The organism is Pseudoxanthomonas sp. CF125, from assembly GCF_900104085.1.
Classification (GTDB): domain Bacteria; phylum Pseudomonadota; class Gammaproteobacteria; order Xanthomonadales; family Xanthomonadaceae; genus Pseudoxanthomonas_A.
Genome location: NZ_FNLD01000002.1, coordinates 385,347 through 398,629 on the forward strand (window position 1 = coordinate 385,347; position 13,283 = coordinate 398,629).

General features: G+C 57.6%; 14 protein-coding genes. 13 read left to right on the forward strand and 1 reads right to left on the reverse strand.

Annotated features, from left to right (window positions below; genetic code table 11):
* The first annotated feature begins 745 nt into the window (after window positions 1-745).
* From BLR66_RS11175 to BLR66_RS11225, 11 genes are all read left to right on the forward strand, one after another.
* On the forward strand, window positions 746-1,192 hold the full coding sequence (locus BLR66_RS11175) for a type II toxin-antitoxin system HicB family antitoxin (protein ID WP_218119633.1): 447 nt from the start codon (window positions 746-748) through the stop codon (window positions 1,190-1,192).
* A complete protein-coding gene (locus BLR66_RS11180; protein WP_093286036.1) occupies window positions 1,192-1,707 on the forward strand; it encodes a hypothetical protein in 516 nt (171 codons plus the stop codon). Before BLR66_RS11175 ends, BLR66_RS11180 begins: the two co-directional genes overlap by 1 nt.
* 322 nt (window positions 1,708-2,029) lie before the next feature.
* Window positions 2,030-3,712: an AAA family ATPase gene (locus tag BLR66_RS11185; RefSeq protein ID WP_093286040.1), complete on the forward strand. Its 1,683-nt coding sequence runs from the start codon at window positions 2,030-2,032 to the stop codon at window positions 3,710-3,712.
* A gap of 79 nt (window positions 3,713-3,791) precedes the next feature.
* The gene (locus BLR66_RS11190) at window positions 3,792-4,583 is read left to right on the forward strand and encodes a hypothetical protein (protein WP_143014625.1); all 792 of its coding nucleotides are present in this window, start codon (window positions 3,792-3,794) and stop codon (window positions 4,581-4,583) included.
* Between the two features lie 484 nt (window positions 4,584-5,067).
* Window positions 5,068-5,295, forward strand: a complete 228-nt coding sequence (locus tag BLR66_RS11195) for an XAC0095 family protein (protein WP_093286049.1) — start codon at window positions 5,068-5,070, stop codon at window positions 5,293-5,295.
* Between the two features lie 577 nt (window positions 5,296-5,872).
* Window positions 5,873-6,280, forward strand: a complete 408-nt coding sequence (locus BLR66_RS11205) for a hypothetical protein (protein ID WP_093286058.1) — start codon at window positions 5,873-5,875, stop codon at window positions 6,278-6,280.
* An 80-nt stretch (window positions 6,281-6,360) separates the two neighbouring features.
* Window positions 6,361-6,585, forward strand: a complete 225-nt coding sequence (locus BLR66_RS11210; RefSeq protein WP_093286061.1) for a hypothetical protein — start codon at window positions 6,361-6,363, stop codon at window positions 6,583-6,585.
* Window positions 6,586-6,626: 41 nt separating this feature from the next.
* A complete protein-coding gene (locus BLR66_RS11215; protein WP_093286066.1) occupies window positions 6,627-6,980 on the forward strand; it encodes an FKBP-type peptidyl-prolyl cis-trans isomerase in 354 nt (117 codons plus the stop codon).
* A 236-nt stretch (window positions 6,981-7,216) separates the two neighbouring features.
* Entirely contained in the window at window positions 7,217-8,140 is a 924-nt protein-coding gene (locus tag BLR66_RS11220; protein WP_176943845.1) for a DUF4034 domain-containing protein, read from the forward strand.
* Window positions 8,141-8,604: 464 nt separating this feature from the next.
* Entirely contained in the window at window positions 8,605-9,030 is a 426-nt protein-coding gene (locus tag BLR66_RS18930; RefSeq protein ID WP_143014626.1) for a DUF5990 family protein, read from the forward strand.
* A 91-nt stretch (window positions 9,031-9,121) separates the two neighbouring features.
* On the forward strand, window positions 9,122-9,439 hold the full coding sequence (locus BLR66_RS11225; RefSeq protein WP_143014627.1) for a hypothetical protein: 318 nt from the start codon (window positions 9,122-9,124) through the stop codon (window positions 9,437-9,439).
* A gap of 72 nt (window positions 9,440-9,511) precedes the next feature.
* Here the strand turns inward: BLR66_RS11225 and BLR66_RS11230 are convergent, their stop codons facing one another.
* Window positions 9,512-10,702 carry a serine hydrolase domain-containing protein gene (locus tag BLR66_RS11230; RefSeq protein ID WP_093286078.1) on the reverse strand — a complete coding sequence of 397 codons (1,191 nt, stop codon included), beginning with the start codon at window positions 10,700-10,702 and terminating at the stop codon, window positions 9,512-9,514.
* 228 nt (window positions 10,703-10,930) lie between these two features.
* Here BLR66_RS11230 and BLR66_RS11235 point away from each other — a divergent pair, with 228 nt between their 5' ends.
* Together BLR66_RS11235 and BLR66_RS11240 are read left to right on the forward strand one after the other, a co-directional pair.
* Entirely contained in the window at window positions 10,931-12,043 is a 1,113-nt protein-coding gene (locus BLR66_RS11235) for an alpha/beta hydrolase family protein (RefSeq protein WP_093286083.1), read from the forward strand.
* Window positions 12,044-12,363: 320 nt separating this feature from the next.
* Window positions 12,364-13,269, forward strand: coding sequence for a helix-turn-helix domain-containing protein (locus tag BLR66_RS11240; protein ID WP_176943846.1), 906 nt, complete (start codon window positions 12,364-12,366; stop codon window positions 13,267-13,269).
* The last annotated feature ends 14 nt before the right edge of the window (window positions 13,270-13,283 follow it).

Below are 13,283 nucleotides of genomic sequence, written 5' to 3' on the forward strand. Positions count from 1 at the left end.
GTTTCTAGGAGTAAGTTCTTGGAAACGTGCTCTGACCCCGTTTTCGCGTTGTATCTTTGAACTTCCCGGCTTGTACCAACGCGCGTAAAAAACGGGGTCAGAGTACGTTTTCTGAGTAGGGAAAGGTACTCTGACCCTGTTCTTCGTGCGTGACGCAGCGTGGTTCTTGATGTTGCATTGATCCTCGGCAAGCGAAAAGGGCCACCTCTCAGATAGTAAATATTTCACACGTACTCCTTGCGCTTGACACCGGCACAGGTGGAAATAACTATCGTCAGTGTCCGTGTATTGGTTGGCACATTTCGGGGCGGGCAAAAAAGCGCAGTAGATCGGGTTTTTAATTCTCACTAAAGTGTGAGATTGCAATGAAACCACAAAATATGGGGCTGGTGTCGAAACTCGACACTAGAAGTTGTGGGTGAATAAGTGCAACTAAATAGTAGTTGCAACTGGTAGTTGCAATTCATAGGATTCCTTTGTCGAACATTTCGTCCCGCCGAATCAAGCAACTAGAGCGACTTGCCTCATGTCCAAAGGACTATGAGTGGCGTGAACTCCGAACGTTGATGACAGGGCTCGGTTTTACCGAGAGGCAGGGCAGTGGGTCGAGAGTTTCCTTCAGCCATCCAGACAATCCGGAACACATCGTAAAACTCCATAAAACACATGGCCGGAATCCTCCAACGGTTAACGTTGTCTACCTTCGAGAATTGGCTGCAAAGTTAAAAGAATGGGGTTACTCGCAATGAATACACTTGAACACAAGAACTACAGGGCATCCGTCGAGTATTCGAGCGAAGATGAAATTTTTGTGGGAAAAGTTCTCGATATCGAAGCACTCATCCTCTTCTCTGCTGACTCGGTTCAAGGGCTGAAGATCGAGTTCGCCGCGGCGATTGATGAATATCTCGAAGAGTGCAAACGGGAAGGCACAGAAGCCCAGAAGCCGTACAAAGGAACGTTCAATGTGCGCGTCGGGCCTGAATATCATCGACGCGCAGCGAAGATGGCTATCTCTTGGGGCGTATCGCTCAATGAGTTTATGCGGATTGCAGTCATTCAAGCTGTAGATCGTCACCAGATAAAACCAAACGCCTCTTCGGTATCATTGCCTGACAACTCATTCATCTCTCAGATGTACCAGGAGCCGGATGAGGCCGTATCAGTTGTCAAAGCAAGGCCCTATAACTAATGTCTGAGCTTCTCTTAGACGAACTGCTCCGCTTCGTGCTCGTAGGAGCACGGTTTAGCAAAATATCGATCGATGAAAGCGCGATGGTCGATGATGCGAAACAATATGCAGTTACGTTTACGGGCGCTAATCCAGTCGTGTCGAAACATGACTACGCTGGCCGTCCAGTAATTGAGCTTGTGGTGGGACTATCGGCCACTCATGTGGATAAAGACGATGCCGAACACGATGGTGTCGTCTTTGGGGTCGAATGCACGGCTGGTTTTGTGGGCGCGGAAGAGGCGCTAGACGGCAACCTAGAAGAGTTCAACAAGTACAAAGAGCATTTCGGGCGATCGATTTACTGGATGTTGCGAGAGCGTATGGATTCAATTTTTGCAGTTACCATGATGAGAACTGCTAAGACGCTTCCATGGGACCTGCCAACCATAAGGCAGGTAGCCGACGGTGAGCGCTCAAAAAAAAGAAACTCTCCTAAGAAAAAGAAAGTTGCTCATAAAAAACTTTCAAGCTAGCGGAACAAAAGGGGACGGAGGCAGAAAAGGGGTCAGGGTAAATATTTGTTTGAAACAGATATTCACTCTGGCCCCTTTTTTTCCGCAGGGTTCTATTGTTCACCTCTGACCCCGAGGCCGCACGCGCGGAACTCATCGAAAGCAAACTACTCAAAGAAGCGCAGATTGTGATCGCGTGATGCGTCACACTCACCCACTGATTTACTGTGAATATTCAGCACTGAGCACACAATCCTAGTGATCTTCCCGCTTCGCGCGCTAGACCGAGGATCGTATCTTTTGGTTTCTCGGAAATTCACCCTGTAGGAAACAGAACAGCTTTATGACCGTACGACAGAAAATCTTAGAAATGCCGAATGCTAGTCAGGACGAGACTCCGATTGTATCGGTCTCCCATACTGGAGTAGTGGTCATTGTGGGGTCCAACGGCTCCGGCAAGAGCCGCTTGGGGAGTTGGTTGGAGAACCCAACAGTGCAAGCCGCCGCGGCGCCACCGGCTTTTGGCAACATGGACCGGCTTGCCTACCGAGTTGGCGCGCAGCGATTGCTCGCTTTACCGGAGCAGGCGCAACGTGTGGCTCCAGAGCGAGCTCAAGAGATCCTATTGCAAGGCAATGAAATGACCAACGGGCCGAGCCGAGTACAGGGCGATGCCGTAGTCGGCCAGCTCAACGATTTTGGTCCACTACTGAATGCCCTCTATGCACAGCGAGTCAGAGTTAGAGATCAATACTTCGTGCTCGCCCAACAAGCAGGTGGCCCGCCTGGCCCAGCACCATCCGACGCTTTGGATCGGTTGCGGAGCATTTGGATGCAAGTGTTTCCTGAGCGCGAGTTGATCATACAAGATCATGCCGTTAGCGCGCGATCGCCCGGTAACGATTCAACGTACTCAGCGTCAAAGATGAGCGATGGTGAGCGTGTGGGATTCTATTTGATAGGGCATGTATTGCTGGCTCCGGAGAATCTAAGAATAGTCATCGATGAGCCCGAGCTGCATCTTCACCCCAGCATTCAAGCAAACTTGTGGAATGCCCTCGAAGCGGAGCGCCCTGATTGCGCCTTTATCTATATCACCCATGATCTAGGTTTTGCCGCCAGCCGAGCAGAAGCAGCGATAGTAGTATTGCAGGACTATTTGCCTCCGAACCCCAATAATCGCGTTGCGATGGGTCCGCCACCTGACGCAGCAGGTACCTGGAAATGGCGCTCGGTGACCCGGGTGGAAGAGATTCCAGTCGATGTCGTTCTTAGAATCCTGGGGGCGCGGCGACCGACTGTTTTTGTAGAAGGAACGGCCGGGAGCTTGGACATTGCAGTTTATCAAGTGTTACTTCCCGATTTCTATGTCGTGCCAGGCGGCAATTGTGAGCAAGTTCAAAAGTCAGTAAAGGCATTCAGAGCACAGAAGGCGTTGCATCATGTGGACGTGCAAGGAATCGTCGATAGAGATGATCGAGATGCTGCGCAAATAGAAAGGTTGAGGGAGCAGCATGTTTTTACCCTGCCCGTGGCAGCCGTGGAAAATTTGTTGGCAGGAGAGGAATGTCTAAGGGCTTTTATGGTCAGGTCAGATATCGCCGTTACTGATCATGTAGAGAAGCTGGGAGAAATCGCTTTGCGCGTTAACCGTGAAATGGCCAAGCTGCGCGACTGGGCAATTTCGGAGCGGGCACAGTATGCAATCAGAAGAAAGCTGCAGTCATTGCGTAGATCGGACGATACTCTTGCTTCGCTAGAGCACGCCACCGGCAATGCGATTGCGTCGGCAGTTCCTGCTGATATTTACAGGGAGTCCGCTGAGGTCATCAATCAGGCGCTCGCAGATCCAACCTCATTGGATGCTGTTCTAGTTAATTTTCGTAACAAAGGCATCTTGTCTGAGGTGGCTAAGGTCTTCGGAACTAGTCGAAAGATGTACGTCCAATCTGTCATCGATTTGCTGCGCACAAATGGGGATCTATGGACGCTATTACGTGCGAAGGTACCGCTTCCTCCGGCATAAAGGCAGGTAGCCAACGCTGCTCGGGTACGACCTTTGACCTTATCCGGGCTGTTCGCTTAAACACCCAGGGGGAGCATTGATGAGAAAGAATTTTCCAGCGGACTGGGCATTTGGTATAAAAGGGGCTATCGAGTCTGTAGTCCGCACAAATTTCCCCGAAAAGTTGCGGCTCTGGCCTGTAGTGCAAAATTTCAACTTTGAAGCGTACGGTGTTGGTAACAAGCACTTCGTCATGGTGTTGCGTGACAAACTCTCTGGGATTCCTTCTGGGCCAGGGACGCTCAAACCGTTTCCTGGATCTAACCATCCTGCGATACCGCCGACATTAGATAACATCGTTAGCTGGATGGACTACCTCGACACACAGTTCCAACTCCGTCCAGCCGATATAGCAATGATCTTGCCCATCTACGACTGTGGAAAGAATGATGCTGGAGGTGACTATCAGATGTTCACCGTGGCTGAGGCCCAGATGTGGGACTTGCAGCTAACAACAGGAATCGCCAGGCAGAAAACTACTGTTCTCGCACCGGTCGGGCCTGCGCCAGCGCAGCCAGCCAGCATTACTTACAACATAAATGGGACAAACTCGCGAGTTAATATCAACTCTAGCGACTCTTCCGTAAATATCGCTGAAACGAACTCCACCATGGCGTTCGATGAGCTAATAGAGGCTATTAAAACTGCTTCGACGGATTCACAGCGTATTGATGCAATGGTCGCCTCAGTAGAAGATATGAAACGATCGGTAGGCACTGACTCGTTCATCGAGAAGTATACGTATTTTATGGGTAATCTTGCTGATCACATGCAGATATTCGGCGTTTTGTCGGCCCCATTCTTGCCGGCCATCGCAAAGTTTCTAAGTTGAAACCCTAAGCCGCTTTTTCCAACTTATGTTCGTAAGCCCATAGGCTGCGGTAAACGGTAGGCGTACCGCATCGTTCGTGCGGATATGCCTGCTATTGATGCCGTTCGTTGCGCTCACTGCATCCTACGCGCTGGCGAAGATCGGCCGATTAGAAAAACGGGGTCAGGGCCGGAGGCTGGGTTAGCTTCATCAACCCAGCGCTTCTCTAGAACTGTGAGTTGACATTACATCTCCACCTTCTCAAACTCACTTCCAAGGAGCGTTGAAACTCCTCATGTAGCGGTACCCACCTCCGTCAATCTGGTGGGTTTTTTGTGCCCGAGTCTTGGGCGCAACCGGCGCAACGTTCCGCGTCGGGAGGGCGGCTGAATACAACACCCGCAAGGGGAATAAGCCCGCCGGCTACATGCGGTTTCAACCCTCCCGACACCTTGCGCGCGCCTGCGCGCAAGGCATTCCATCGCGAACAAGAAAGGAGACCGTCATGCGCCAAGGAACGCCATGCGAGCCCGGCTATTTCCTGCCGGAAGAAGCCCACCAGCAACTGCAATCCCTCTGCCACTACCTGCACCTGCTGGCCGAACTCAGCCAACCCGAACACACCAACCCCGACGCCCTCATCCTGCCCCGCGCCGGCCTGGCCCACTGCTTCACCCAACTGGCCGAAGCCGCCGACCAGATCGTGGCCACCACCACCTTCCGACCCGGGTAGCGCGCGCCAGGCCAAGCCTTCGCGATACCACCGTAGTCCCTTGTGCCGTATAGGCAAAGTTCGATTGACGGCCCTCCCAGGCCACACCCACAATCCGCACTACACTCCACTTTGGGGTCTAATCGTAGTTGGCCATTGTGAAAGTTGACTGCCCTCATTGTGAAAAGCCGGGAATCTCCCTAATCGATAAATTTCGATCTGTTCCTCACAATCCCGCAGTGTGCTCTGTGTGTAAGCAGCTTAGCTCCCAACTTCTATGGCCCACACGCTTGGTCGGAGGCGTTTTGGGGGCTGCGCCCTTTTGGGGGCTGCTCGTATTCATTTTCTGGGGTTGGGTGCCGCTGGTCGCTATCCTGAGCACGGCCACACTGCTCATCTTTGCTCTCCTTTGGTTTCTCCCATTGCGCCCGCAATCGGAAGGTGACGTAAAAGCCGCAAAGAGGGCATGGCTTTACTACACATTATTCATTGTGCTTTTGTTCGCAGCCGCTGCCATTTACAGCTGGACCAACGGCTAACAATTCATTCAAGCCGAACCCGCTTCGCGGGTCGGCCTAATTCAGGCGTTAGGCGGCTTATGACACTTCCACGCAGCTTGATCAGCGCAGGCTTTTTCTCCTGGCTCGACAGCGCACTGTCTCAGCCCATACCTGCTCGCACAGAAGCCTTCCACTTCAACCTCTACGAGGGCGCGGACTCTGTTCACGTGCAGCTCGTCGGAACGGAGGCATTTCTTCCCGGGGCAAATCCGAGCACAGACTACTGGCCTTCTGCCGAGACGTTCTCTACGGGCGAGGATATCTTTGAGGTTCCTTTTACAGTGGCCGGTCCCGACTGGCGGGCATGGCTTAAGACGCTGATTGATTTGGTTAATTCATACATTGCCGATGGCTCCAAGTCGGGCATACTTCGCAGCAGAATGGGTGTCGGGATCGGCTTCGTAGATGGAGATATGCATGTTCTATGGCATCGCGACGCCGCCTGACAAATCATTCAAGCCGAGCCCGCTTCGCGGGTCGGCTTAAACCAGGCGTTAGCTGCCTTGGGACAGACAATGGAGGTCACATGAAATTGTTTGCTGCTCTCCTCATTTCTTCGTTCGTCCTCGGGTCGAGTGCCGCCATGGCCTGCGGCACTCACCCGCCTGCTGTTCAAAGCAAAATCGACGCGACGGAGCTGGCGGAGCTTCGGGCACTTGCATCGGCTGCGGCCCGCGACGCGGACCAGATCGTGAAAAACGGAGTCAGAGTACGTTTTCCAAAGAAAGGCACTCTGCCCCCGTTTTTGTAAACTACGAGCTACGAACCTCCAAGCCCCACAAGGAACCTCTCATGGCTCTCAGCACTATGGCCTCCGGCCTGCAATTCGAAGATACCGTCGTCGGCACCGGCGCCGAGGCCACGCCTGGCCGCAATGTCACCGTGCACTACACAGGTTGGCTTTACGAGAACGGCGAACAGGGCGCCAAATTCGATTCCAGCAAGGATCGTGGCGAACCCTTCATATTCCCGCTCGGCGCCGGCATGGTCATCAAGGGCTGGGACGAAGGCGTGCAGGGCATGAAGGAAGGAGGCCAGCGCACGCTGATCATCCCAGCCAACCTCGGCTACGGCGCACGCGGCGCCGGTGGCGTCATCCCACCCAATGCCACGTTGAAGTTCGACGTCGAACTGCTGGGAGCCTGACCCCTACCGTTTCTCCCGCAACGCGAGTAAGGCCGGTCAACAGCGCTCACGGGTTTGCGGCTTTGTCCGTGGCAGGTCAAGACCACGCTCCGCGACTGGCCAGCGACCTATAAATCACCGTTTTCCTGAGGGGGATGAAAATGAAAGCAGTGTCGCAATGGATGCTACTGGCCGTGGTTTGTCTGTCCGTCAGCGTGGAGGCAGCCGAGATTCCGGCCGGACTGCCCGAGCTGGAGATGCGCAGCGCGATCGAGCGGCAGGCCTCTGAAATGTATGCAGCAGGTGACCTGCGCGCGTTGGACGCCCGCAGCGATGCCTATGTGGACGATGGGGTACGGACGTCGAGCGGACTCTGGGTCAGCGGTATCTTCGCAAGCGGCGTGGAAAGCGCAATCGTTGATCCCAGGCCCAGCGACAGCGCTGGCTGGGACGCGCTTGAGCGGCGGGTCAAGGAATGGGCCAAGGATTCTCCGCAATCGCCGCTTGCACATCTGATGGTGGCCGAGACCATTTCCCGGCGTGCCTGGAGCATCCGCGGAGGTGGGTTCGCGCATACCGTCGCGCCTGACGCGTGGGCACCGTTTCGCAAGCATCTGGAGCGGGCGCGGAAATACCTGGTGTCGAAGGAGAAGGTGGCCTCCGGTCATCCGCAGTACTACGCAACGCTGGTCGGGCTCGACACCGCACTCAACGTTGGTGATGCGCAGGTACGCAAGGATTTCGATGCCGGCGTGCATCGCTACCCCAACTACTATCCGCTGTATTTCGCCATGCTCAACCACCTGATGCCGAAGTGGCATGGCGGGCCCGGCGAAATCGAGACGTTCGCAAAGGCGGCGGTCGATGCGACCCGCGACCTAGAAGGCGAAGGCATGTACGCCCGCATCTACTGGTTCGCAGCCCAGAACGGCTATGACGACACGCTGTTCCTCGCATCGTTCGCACGTTGGGACCGCATGCGCGCCGGCTTCGAGGACGTGATCGCCCGCTATCCGGATCAATGGAACCTGCAGAATTACGCACATTTTGCCTGCCAGGCCGGCGATGCCGAGACCGTCGCCAAGTTGCTGCCGCGTTTGCAGTCGCCGTTACCGTCGGCGTGGCAAGGCCGCGCCTCGTTCGCCGAATGCCGCCGCCTCGCCGGGCAGCTGAGCACCTGAAAGAACTGGACGGGCAGAAAGGTCCGCTATATCTATTGGTGCGGAAGCCCAACTTACTGCCACAACCTCTTGTGCCGCGCGTAGACAAAGCCTGATTGACGAGCCTCCCAGACCACACCCACAATCCGCGCTACACCCCACTTTGGGGTCTAATCGTAGTTAGGCGGTGGGGAGGCATTACGGTGGTCAGAGCAGTCCTTATCTTCTGCGCGCTACTTCTGTCAGCTTGCTCAGCAAAGTACTCGGCGCTTCCCCCTCCGCCAGAGCAGCCCAAAATCTTGGTCGATGATCCAAAGACATGTTGCGATGATCCTTGTGCCAAACCAAAGATTGACTCCGATGGCCACGACTCTGAGACACCGGGACCCGCAGCCTAACAATTCATTCAAGCCGAGCCCTCTTCGCGGTCTCGGCATACTTCAGCCGTCTCGTAGCGAGCCGGCTTAATTCAGGCGTTAGGCGGCATGAAACAAACATTGCGACTCCGGATCGTTGTGACTGAGCCACTCTCTGGGGTTTGGTTCGCCCTGCAACGCGGCAAGTCAGAGTTGGTTGCACCAACATCCCGTGCGCCCGAGCTGATCTTCGACTTTTCAGTTCTTGCTGACCTATCAAGTGACCCACCCAAGTTGACCGGCGAATTTACCCAAGGCCCGCCGGCCGCGCGGTTCATATACATCAACTCTGGTACCTATGCGGGCCAACCGGGGACAGTCTGGTCGCGTCGTGCCAAAGTGCCAATCACTGGCATCACAGCCCGGTTGGCCGACCAAGCCATCGCAACCGATGGTGTTCTCCAAGCTGTTGTTCGCGGCATCGCAAAGGATGGTGGACCGTTCTGCGCCTCTGTCCCACTACTGATGGATTGGGTGATCGTGCCTGCCGCCTAACAATTCGTTCAAGCCGAAGCCGCTTCGCGGGTCGGCTGTGTCAGGCATTAGGTCGCACCAACTCAATCTCCCGTTCCAAGAGACCCAGCTTATGACACCACTTGAAGCGATTCAGAGAGACATCGAGGAGGCACCCACAATCATGTCTCTCTCCGATGAGCAAGAATTCTGCCGCCGGCTCATGGAGATACCAGAAGCCGACCTGCTTGAGCAGTGGGAGCGGGTGGGAATCATCCTGGATCGGCTGCATGAGTCCCATACCTCAGTGGTGTTCGAAGTGACTTCAGAGAACGACTTCAGGTTTTTTGGGGACTGGGCTCGTGCATTCGCCGGCCAGTTCCCGGACTTTCCCCAGTCGGCCGCAATGGTCGCGCTGGCGGACAACCTTGAAAAACCATTTTCGATGTGACCCGGCCGAGGCAATCTGACCCCATTTCCTCCATTTTCCAATATCGTCAAGAGCAAGCCTGTTTTCGGAATGTTAGCGGGTTGCTTGCGCACGCTCGCGCGCGAGCCATCGTCGGTACTGCCCGGGGAAGGGCGAGTCCGGATCGAGTAGTTCCACAAGTTCCGGCATTGCTTCCAATCCACGCCGGTTCGGCGCGTTGAGAAAAACGATCAGTCCATCCCGGGCGGGGAGTTGGATGTAGCCCAGTGCGACCTCCGCCCAATCGTTGCCGCCATGGCCAAGAATTCGCATCGCGTCATATTCGATGACCTGGAAGCCAAGGCCATATCCTTGTGCACGAGGACAGTCGATGGTCGCACTGTCTTCGCAATCGACGACAGCATCATCACCGGTGTCGACCAAGGCACTACCGCGCGCCAACGGCGTGCCGGCTTTGCCGGACTCGTCGCGGGCGACCATGGCAAGGAAGCGCGCATAGTCCGGCACGGTTACCAGCATGTCATCGGCGGCAGAATAGCTGCCTTCTTCGCGACACCAACCATTCGGCCGGCACCACATGCGGTGGGCCGTGCCCTCCTCGTCGATGGGAATGGCGACATCGCGTAGCCCGTTGCGCCGTATCTCCATCATCGCATGCTGCATGCCGGCGGGTTCGAACACCAGCTCCCGCACCACTTGCGGAAATGGACGGTGCAGTTTGGTGGAGATCGCACGCGCGAGGTATTCGAAACCTTCGCCGGAATAGCCGTATGCCTCGCCCGGCGCCCGGGCGAAGGCGAGCTTCCCGTCACTGCGGAAGAACCGCCAGTTGGGAAAGCCGGTGGTGTGGGTGAGGACGGTACGCGCTGTCAGCGACTGTAGTCTTGGGTCGCCGGCGATATCGGGATCGACCCAGTACGCCCCCAGCGGCTCATCGAGGTCGAGTTCACCGGCGTCGATGAGCCGCAATGCGGTTTCCGCAGTCACGGTTTTGGTGATGGAAGCGACATTGAACCGCGTAGCCGCGTTGGCCGGCACGCCTGGCGATGCATCGCCGTGGTACAGCGCCCAAGCGAGCTTGCCATCCATAAGGATGCCGAGGCCGGCAGTGACGATGCGATGCTTGTCGAGGATCTCCTGCAGCTCTTGTTCGACTGCGGGTGTCGGCGGCCTCAGGCCGCGACCGGTCTCTACTGAAGGCCGCGACGCAGTAGCACAGCTGCCGAGCAGCATGGCCAGGATCAGCCAGGACAGGCAGGTTGGAACGATAAGACCGGTACGCATCGCAAGTTTCCCCAGATTGAGCGTCCAGGATGTTGATGCGGGTGGAAGGGGAAGGGTTTAGATACAGGTAACGCGAAAAAACCCGAGCAGAGAACGGTAAGCTGGGTTAGCTTCACCAATCCAGGGCTCTTTGCCCCTGGTCAGGAAATGCTGGGTTGATGGAGCCAACCCGTTACCCACGTCCACTTTAGTTCGTCCCCTATAGTTGGTGGACGACAGGAAGGCACGATGACCCGACGCACCGTTTCGATGCTGCTGACACTTGCCGCCGTGGTGTTGCTGGCTGCGTGCACGCCCGTAAACCTCCGCGAGACCGCCGCGTCGCGCGCGCCGGCTGCAGCGGAGCAGACCATCGTCGATACCGGCGAGATCGAGGGCGCGGCCTACCGAATCGACATACCCGCCAACTGGAACGGCGAGCTGGTGGTCAACGCGCATGGTTACGAGACGGCCGGTTCGCCGCGCAAAGTGCCGTTGCCGTTTCCCTCCGGCATGGAGCCGTTGCTGACGCAGGGTTTCGCGATCGCGGCTAGCGGTTATTCGGGGCAGGGCTGGGCGATTCCTGAAGCGATCGCCGACACCGAACGGCTGCGCACGCATTTCGTCGCCCGCCATGGCGCGCCGAAGCGGGCGTGGCTGGTCGGCTGGTCGATGGGCGGGCTGGTCGCCCTGGCGAGTGCAGAACGACATCCGCGTGCGTGGAACGGCGTGGTGTCGATGTGCGGCGTCGCCGTTTCCAGCGAAACGATGTTCGCGCGCGGCGCCTTGGGACCGCTGGCCGCGTTCGATGCGATGTTCCCCGGCACGCTGCCGCAGGCGTCGGCCGGTCTGGCCGATGCGTCACTGCCGCCCGCTGCCGACGGCGATGCCATCGAAGCGGCCCTGGCGGGCAATGAAGCGCGCGCGCAGGCACTGGCCAAGCGTTTCGACATTCCGCGCGGCGAACTGGCCGGCTCGCTCTGGCTGTACTACCTGGCGCTACGCGAGTTGGCGCAGCGGGCCGACGGCTTTCCCGTTGGCAGCGTTACCGGCCCCGAGGGTGTGGACGGCGACGAGGCCGCGCTGGGCGCGCGCATCCGCCGCTACGTCGCCGACCCGGCGGCGCTCGCCTACGTGCGCAAGACCGGCGCGCTGACCGGCGACGCAAAAGTGCCGGTGGTACTGCAGCCGAATGCGCTTGATCCAATCGTGCCGGCCCGCTTCAGCAGCGCTTATCTTGCGCTTGCCACGGCCAAGGGTCGCGGCCAAAAGGTGCGCGCGCTGCCGCCGGTGGGCGAAGGCCACTGCGGGTTCCCGCCGGAGACGGTAGGCACTGCACTGAAGGCCGTACGGGAACGGTAGAATCGGTTGCGGCCAGGCTGGATTGGTTTCATCAACCCTCACGTCACCCGCCAAGGAACGCCATGCGAGCCCGGCTACTTCCTGCCGGAAGAAGCCCACCAGCAACTGCGATCGCTCCGCCACTACCTGCACCTGCTGGCCGAACTCAGCCAACCCCGACCACCTCATCCTGCCCCGCGGCTTCACCCACCTGGCCGAAGCCGTCGACCAGACCGTGGCGACCACCAGCGACTGCAAGCCCACCTCCCGATCATCCTGTATGCTCGGAAGACTTCGTCCCCTCATTCGCGCGCCGACGCTCCGGCCGTAGGGAGGATTACATGCAGCCGACCACGGGCGCCTACGGCGACGGCCTGGCGAAATACTTCCGGGCCGATGCGAGTTCGCATCTTGTTATCAGTGCCCTGCGGAAGTCGAAGCTTGCCGTGACGCGCATCCGGCGCGACGCACCGGGACACGGAATGACCTCGCCGCTGCCCGCAGAATCCGCATTCTCGGTGCTCCTGCAATTGAGGGACTCGCCCAAACGCGAACTCTTCATCGGCGGGCGTTCCGTCTACCGCGGGGGCTATGGCGCCAGGACCACCAGTATCGTCGATCTGGAACAAGAGCCGACCGCCAACCTGCAGAGCCCCTTCGACGTTCTGCACTTCTACGTCTCGCGTACCGCACTCGATGAAATCACCGACGAACATGGCGCGCCGAGAATCGCAACGCTTTCCTGCGAACGCGGCGCCTTCGATGCGACGGTTTGGCATCTGGGACAAGCGCTCCTGCCTGCGCTCGAGCGCCCGGAGCAAATGGGCGAGATGTACGCCGATCATCTTATGCTGGCAACGCACACCTATTTCGCGATTGCCTTCGGCGGCATGCGCCTGCCTGAGTACGGAAGGCGCGGCGCGCTGGCGCCTTGGCAGGTACGATGCGCCACCGAACTGATGATCGAGCGGATGGGCGAAGACATATCGCTGTCCGAGCCGGCAGCAGCGTGCGGGCTTTCGTCGAACTACTTCGCCCGCGCCTTCAAGCGGAGCATGGGCATGCCGCCCCATCGCTGGATGCTGCTGCAACGTGTGCTGCGCGCCAAGTCGTTGCTGCGGGATGCCGATCGATCGCTCAGCGACATCGCAGCTGCGTGCGGTTTTGCCGACCAAAGCCATTTCACGCGCGTCTTCACCGGCATCGTCGGCGCAAGTCCCGGCGCCTGGCGAAAGCAGGTCCTGTGAACGCGGCGGCGGTT

Bases quoted from the DNA above. Each gene is read 5' to 3' on its own strand.
- BLR66_RS11175 (WP_218119633.1), top strand. From the start codon at position 746: ATGAATACACTTGAACACAAGAACTACAGGGCATCCGTCGAGTATTCG.
- BLR66_RS11180 (WP_093286036.1), top strand. From the start codon at position 1,192: ATGTCTGAGCTTCTCTTAGACGAACTGCTCCGCTTCGTGCTCGTAGGA.
- BLR66_RS11185 (WP_093286040.1), top strand. From the start codon at position 2,030: ATGACCGTACGACAGAAAATCTTAGAAATGCCGAATGCTAGTCAGGAC.
- BLR66_RS11190 (WP_143014625.1), top strand. From the start codon at position 3,792: ATGAGAAAGAATTTTCCAGCGGACTGGGCATTTGGTATAAAAGGGGCT.
- BLR66_RS11195 (WP_093286049.1), top strand. From the start codon at position 5,068: ATGCGCCAAGGAACGCCATGCGAGCCCGGCTATTTCCTGCCGGAAGAA.
- BLR66_RS11205 (WP_093286058.1), top strand. From the start codon at position 5,873: ATGACACTTCCACGCAGCTTGATCAGCGCAGGCTTTTTCTCCTGGCTC.
- BLR66_RS11210 (WP_093286061.1), top strand. From the start codon at position 6,361: ATGAAATTGTTTGCTGCTCTCCTCATTTCTTCGTTCGTCCTCGGGTCG.
- BLR66_RS11215 (WP_093286066.1), top strand. From the start codon at position 6,627: ATGGCTCTCAGCACTATGGCCTCCGGCCTGCAATTCGAAGATACCGTC.
- BLR66_RS11220 (WP_176943845.1), top strand. From the start codon at position 7,217: ATGCGCAGCGCGATCGAGCGGCAGGCCTCTGAAATGTATGCAGCAGGT.
- BLR66_RS18930 (WP_143014626.1), top strand. From the start codon at position 8,605: ATGAAACAAACATTGCGACTCCGGATCGTTGTGACTGAGCCACTCTCT.
- BLR66_RS11225 (WP_143014627.1), top strand. From the start codon at position 9,122: ATGACACCACTTGAAGCGATTCAGAGAGACATCGAGGAGGCACCCACA.
- BLR66_RS11230 (WP_093286078.1), bottom strand. From the start codon at position 10,702: ATGCGTACCGGTCTTATCGTTCCAACCTGCCTGTCCTGGCTGATCCTG.
- BLR66_RS11235 (WP_093286083.1), top strand. From the start codon at position 10,931: ATGACCCGACGCACCGTTTCGATGCTGCTGACACTTGCCGCCGTGGTG.
- BLR66_RS11240 (WP_176943846.1), top strand. From the start codon at position 12,364: ATGCAGCCGACCACGGGCGCCTACGGCGACGGCCTGGCGAAATACTTC.